This is a genomic window from Pseudomonas sp. P5_A2_2, assembly GCF_054177685.1.
Genome location: NZ_JBGCUL010000278.1, coordinates 1 through 5251 on the forward strand (window position 1 = coordinate 1; position 5251 = coordinate 5251).

Genomic DNA, 5251 nt, shown 5'->3' on the forward strand with positions numbered 1-5251 from the left:
GCGCGCAGGCGCTGCTGCGGCGCGTCGTTCAGTCAGGGCTGATCGGCACGCCGCGCCATTTCCTGCGCATCTACCATCAACCAGGCCTGCAGGACTCGACAAGCAAACTTAGCGACTGGTGGGAGGACGCTGATCAGGGCGGCGGCTTCCTTGGCGCATTCGGCTCGCACATGATCGATCAGGTCGAATACATGTTCGGGCCCATCGCTCGTGTCAGCGGCATGCTACAGACGCTGGCGCCCGGGCGTCCCACCATGACGGCCGACGATTGCTACACCGTGCAGTTCGAAACGGACAGCGGTGTTGTCGGGTCAATCATCGCCGCGCTGGCCGCGCCGGGGCCGCTGGTGATGGCCACCAAAGTGGTGGGCAGCGCAGGCGGCGCGTGGATTCAGAGCGGCGCGACGTTTGGTGACCCCGAAGAAGTCTGGGTGAGCGACGCCGATGGCGTGCGGCGCATCGAGATGCCCGCAGATCTGGTCAACGCAATGCCGACAGCTTTTCCCGTCGCCGAGCTGATCCAGACCGAGCAGGACCGCTGGCACACCATGGGCTTCGATGTTGCGCCCTATGCGCGCCTGTTCGCCGAAATGCGCACGCGGATCGAGAATCGCGTACCCGCAATCCCCGAGCGTGCCGCCACATTCAACGACGCTGCGCGAGGCCAACAGGTGCTCGACGCCATTCGACTGTCGGCGCGCAAGCGCGCCTGGATCACAATCTGAAATGAAGGAATCCACTATGACGAAATTGATGCTTCATGCAACGGTTCACGGACCTGACGATATTCGTGTCGAGCAGGTACAGCGCCCCAGTGCCGGGCCGGACGATATTGTGGTCAAGGTCGTGGTCTGCGGTATCTGCGGCTCTGACCTCGGTTATGCGCGCGCCGGCGGCCTGCCGATGGGGGGCGATGGTCCCTTATCGCTCGGGCATGAGTTCTCGGGCGTGATCGAGGAGGTGGGCGCGCGAGTGACGGCGCTGCATAAGGGCCAGCGCGTGGTGGTCAACCCGATGACGCCTGCGAACATGATCGGTTCCGGAGGCCCAGGGGCCTTCGCCTCGCATATTCTCGTGCGCAATGTCATGGCCGAGTCGTCGGTCTACCCCATTCCCGATACGCTGGACTTCGAAACCGCTGCACTGGTCGAACCGCTCGCCGTCGCGCTGCACGGCGTCAACCGGTCGCGTGCCGGCGCTGGCAGCAAAGTAGTCGTTTTCGGCGCGGGTCCCATCGGGCTCGGCGTTGTGGCAATGCTCCGTCTACGCGGCGTCGCGGACATCATCGCCGTCGATCGAGTGGACTCACGTCTGGAGCGTGCGCGCGCGCTCGGTGCAAACGCCACCTTCAATCCCGACAACTGCGATCTCTGGGCTGAAATCGGCCAGCGCCATGGCGCAAGCACGCTCTACGGGATGCCCGTGGTGGATACCGACGAATTCATCGAGGTGTCGGGCGCCGCTCCGGTTATTCCCCAAATCATCGCGCGCGCACGTTTCGGGGCGCATCTGACGGTGGTGGCGGTGCATCACGCACCGGTCGCCATGGATCTGGCGATGGCGCTGGGCAAGGAGATGGAAGTGACCACCGCCATGGCCTATCCCACCGAGTTTGGCGAAGTGCTGGAGATCCTCGCCGCAGGCCGGATCGACACCACCCCGCTGATCAGTCATCGCTACGCCTTCGAAGACTTCGAGCAAGCCTTCGCTACCGCCGCGCGTGCAGATGAATCGGCCAAGGTGTTGGTGACGTTCGGATGAGTCTCAAGCCAGAACATAGTGATGGTACGGCTGCATCATCGTTCTTATGGAGACGACCACCATGACTTCAGCGCATTTCGATGATGTCCGCTTTGGATCGAAGCGGACACCCAACAACATCCACCATCGCTCGAAATCCCGAAGCGCTTGACCGGCCTGCTGGCAAGCGCAAACAGGACCCACGTTAACGATCAGTACTTGATGTCCCGGGCTGTGCGACGGGTATCTTGCTTGGTGCTGCGCTTGTCCTGGCGACAGTCTGCATTGCTCTTGTCATTGCCCTTTCTACAATCATCCTTGGTTTGCCGGGCAGTGGAGCGCCCTTCCTGCCTGGTATCGCGAGCTTCACGCCGTTGTTGACCCTGCTCGGTCGCGTAGGCGGGTAGCGTCACCCACTGCACGCCAGTGGCGATGAGCAGCGTCGCCAGGGCTTTCAAGTAGTGCTTGCKAATCATGATTTTTCTCCAAAGCCATATCGCTCAGTCGCTTCGTTCGCTCCCCCCAGGAATTCCGCGAAAACGTGAGTTACATCGTACGCTCACAACTCACAAAAGCACTTTGTGGCAGGTGAAATCTGACGATAGGGTTACATAGGCAGTCGCGCTAGGCTGTTATGTGCATGGTTGCAATATGGACATCGGTAACAACCAAGCTTTGCAGCTGGCCTGCCCGAGAAGCGGCCAGCTGTTTGATGCGGGTTTGCAGCCGACATTGATCACGGATCTGACGGAGGGGTCATCGCTGGACCGGACAGGCGGATTGGGGCTCAGGCTTTGGGAGCATCATTTCAAGCACACGGTGAGATCGAGTGACCTGTGACTTCACCGCGTCCTAGGACATTTCCCGCAAAACGCATCGCCTTTCATGAACTGGCGGGGGCTGCTTCTCGACGATAGCCTTCAGGGGTCGCTGTAAACCGGCGATCGGCTTTGACAGGCTGAAAAGTGTACTCTTCACACCTCCCAGATCAGGCAGCATGCATTCGCGCATGTAGTCACGATTATGGCGGCTGTGCGCGGGGCACCTTCGGGTGCACCGGGTTCTTACACTTCCGGTCTGTCAACCCGCGTATAGCTGCCACCCAATCCTGTTTGACAGCAGGGGATGGCAGCTTCTCTAAACAGTGTGAGGAATGCCATCTTGAAAAAGAACAGCCCCAATCCCCCGGAATCACCAGCCGATTCATCTGAAGATCCAATCGACTTGTCCAACCTCTCCAAAACCACCGAACCCGCTATCAGCGCCCGCCTCCGCAACCCCAGTCACCTCGACCCCATCAGCCACGTATTCACCCTGCGCCCCAACATCGACACACCCTCCCTGCTCACCCAAGCCAGCGAAACCCTGGCCTCGCTCAACGTCATGAGCACTGACCTTGCCTGCGAGCTTGAGAGTTCGCGTCGCAACATCGCCCTGGCTATCCAGCAGTTGGCCGTGCTGGCGCAATTGCTGGTGAACCGGGCACTGGACAACATCGCGCCACTCGACGAAGTGGAGGCATGAAATGGATCGATACATGCCGATGACCGGCATCGATTGCACCATTGCGTCGCTGCTGATCCACACCGAGGCACCGCTGGATGTGCTGCACGAAACAGCCGTCTATCGCATTCGAACCGCGACGCAATTGCTGGAGAGCTTCGCGGCTGACGAGGGTGTTTACAGCGAACTGGCGCGGGTGCTGGTCACATCCCTGCGCGATGGTTGCGATTTGCTGGATGTGGTTGGACGACGGCTGCAAATGCAGGTTTGATCCCGAAAAAACAAAATGGGCGACTTCCCTGCAGTCGCCCATTTTCATTGATATTGAAACTACCCAAACGTCAGAGCGAAAGGTGCTGCCGCGTGCTGTATTGCCTTCACCACATGAGGCGCCTGCTCCTGAAGCTCAGGGTAGCGCTTGAGCACCAACTCAACTGCCGCAAGCAATCGCTGAATACGCAACTCAGGATGTTCCACCTCACACGTCTGTGCAAATTCCAACAACCCCTGACGGGAAGCAAACAACGACTTGTTACCCACAAGGTCTAGCGCCAAAACATCTTCAGGGATGTAGGCCGTCGTATTAACGATGTCGTATGCCGGAGCGAGGCGGGCATCTCGTTGGGTYGGCTCCGAATAGAGCAAGCCAAAGTTCTTTAAATGAGCATCGCCGTTCCCAACGATGCAGCTCAGCGCTACGTAATCGAAAAGTTGATCAAGCGAGGTTCGTTGATTGTTTGCCGGGCAAAACAGCCGAATCGCTTTGGCTATGGCTGCATAGCTTTTGCTGTATTTCTGATCGGCCGAGAGCCCCATCAGTGCTGCCATGTCCTCGAAACCAATCGGGTTAAGCTGGTCGTCCCGATCAAAGCGACGCATGACAAACAGCTTTGCATTGTCGGACAGGTAAAACTGCGGGACCGGAATGCCCGCCTCCTTGGCAATGGACATGCAAAGGAACTCATTGATGGCCAGTCCTGGAAACTCATCCCGGCCACTCTTGATAATCAAGTCAGAGGTTTTCGAGGTGGCTCGTCGCAATTCGAAATCTTGTTGCTCCGGCACCAATACCTTCGGCTGAACCCCCGATATACCTGCCCGCAAAATATAGCGGTCAAGAAGGTCGGCGAAGATATCTTCCGCGCCATCCCACGTGAGAATTTCTTCGAGTTTTTCCCCTGGGAACTGCTGCTCACCCAACAGGGCATCAACCGTTTCGGAATGCACCTGAATCCTGCCAATAGGCGAACTGCTGCCCGAAAGAGCAAGCAACAACATTGGATCGACGTTCACGGTTTTCGCCAGGCGATTACGCAACTGCTCCAACATGTAGCCTTCGGGAAGATTCATCTGAAATACAGGGTGCAGATCCCGCCGACGAAACTCGTCAGCCCGCACGGGCATCGACAGACTGATTGCCGTGTTGGGCAAAGCATCTTCTTGATAGCGGAAAATATAATCATCGCCGCTGGTGAGGATTCGGCCGCTATGGCCCTCTGGAGTATTGACTTTGAGGGAGGTCATTTTCATTCGAACAACTCCCCAAGCTCTTCGAGGGTCGGCATGGTCGCCGGAGTAACGGTGAGCTCGCTGTCCAAAGCGCTCAAGATTCTTGCATAAGCGTTCATGGCAACAGTATCGGTACCTTTCTCGACAGCAATGACTTTCTGCCGCGTCAAACCGGCGAGCTCAGCAAGTCGAGCTTGTGTCAGACCACGCCTGATACGCGTTTCACGTATTTGGCTACCGAGTCGAGATACCAGAAGGGCGTATTCCATGTTCAGTTACCGTGACATTTATATTTAAATGTATCGTATGCAGAACATTATTGCGAATTTGCCTTACTCACCCGCCTCACCCCAACCCCCACCAATATCCCCAACACAATCGACACCAACGGCACCGCCCCCACCCAGGTCAGCGTCGGAAACACCAACAAAATCTGCGAGTCATTCCCACCGAGCATCATCGACGCGCCGGTCCCCATCAACACGCCCGCGAGCAAATG

The 5251-nt window shown here is 57.9% G+C and carries 7 protein-coding genes and 2 pseudogenes; 5 read left to right on the top strand and 4 right to left on the bottom strand.

All coding sequences use genetic code 11. The features are described 5' to 3' along the window. On the top strand, positions 1 to 725 hold a 725-nt coding region (locus ACXRVY_RS16190; RefSeq protein WP_458237757.1), incomplete at its 5' end, for a Gfo/Idh/MocA family oxidoreductase. Between the two features lie 16 nt (positions 726 to 741). Next, entirely contained in the window at positions 742 to 1761 is a 1020-nt protein-coding gene (locus tag ACXRVY_RS16195) for a zinc-dependent alcohol dehydrogenase (RefSeq protein WP_458237758.1), read from the top strand. Positions 1762 to 1952: 191 nt separating this feature from the next. On the opposite strand, the gene ACXRVY_RS16200 is transcribed toward ACXRVY_RS16195, so the two are convergent. Beyond that, entirely contained in the window at positions 1953 to 2216 is a 264-nt protein-coding gene (locus ACXRVY_RS16200; protein ID WP_458237759.1) for a hypothetical protein, read from the bottom strand. Positions 2217 to 2445: 229 nt separating this feature from the next. Here ACXRVY_RS16200 and ACXRVY_RS16205 point away from each other — a divergent pair. The 3 genes and pseudogenes from ACXRVY_RS16205 to ACXRVY_RS16215 all read left to right on the top strand — a co-directional run. After that, positions 2446 to 2580, top strand: a pseudogene (locus ACXRVY_RS16205) (hydrolase); the annotation flags it as partial. 321 nt (positions 2581 to 2901) lie between these two features. Further along, a complete protein-coding gene (locus tag ACXRVY_RS16210; protein ID WP_223458481.1) occupies positions 2902 to 3264 on the top strand; it encodes a DUF6124 family protein in 363 nt (120 codons plus the stop codon). Between the two features lies 1 nt (position 3265). After that, on the top strand, positions 3266 to 3514 hold the full coding sequence (locus ACXRVY_RS16215; protein ID WP_223458479.1) for a hypothetical protein: 249 nt from the start codon (positions 3266 to 3268) through the stop codon (positions 3512 to 3514). 59 nt (positions 3515 to 3573) lie between these two features. On the opposite strand, the gene ACXRVY_RS16220 is transcribed toward ACXRVY_RS16215, so the two are convergent. The 3 genes and pseudogenes from ACXRVY_RS16220 to ACXRVY_RS16230 all read right to left on the bottom strand — a co-directional run. After that, positions 3574 to 4773 carry a type II toxin-antitoxin system HipA family toxin gene (locus ACXRVY_RS16220; protein WP_223458477.1) on the bottom strand — a complete coding sequence of 400 codons (1200 nt, stop codon included), beginning with the start codon at positions 4771 to 4773 and terminating at the stop codon, positions 3574 to 3576. Then, entirely contained in the window at positions 4770 to 5021 is a 252-nt protein-coding gene (locus ACXRVY_RS16225) for a helix-turn-helix domain-containing protein (protein ID WP_223458475.1), read from the bottom strand. The genes ACXRVY_RS16220 and ACXRVY_RS16225 overlap by 4 nt, the downstream gene beginning before the upstream one ends. 47 nt (positions 5022 to 5068) lie before the next feature. After that, positions 5069 to 5251: pseudogene (locus tag ACXRVY_RS16230) on the bottom strand (YeeE/YedE thiosulfate transporter family protein); the annotation flags it as partial.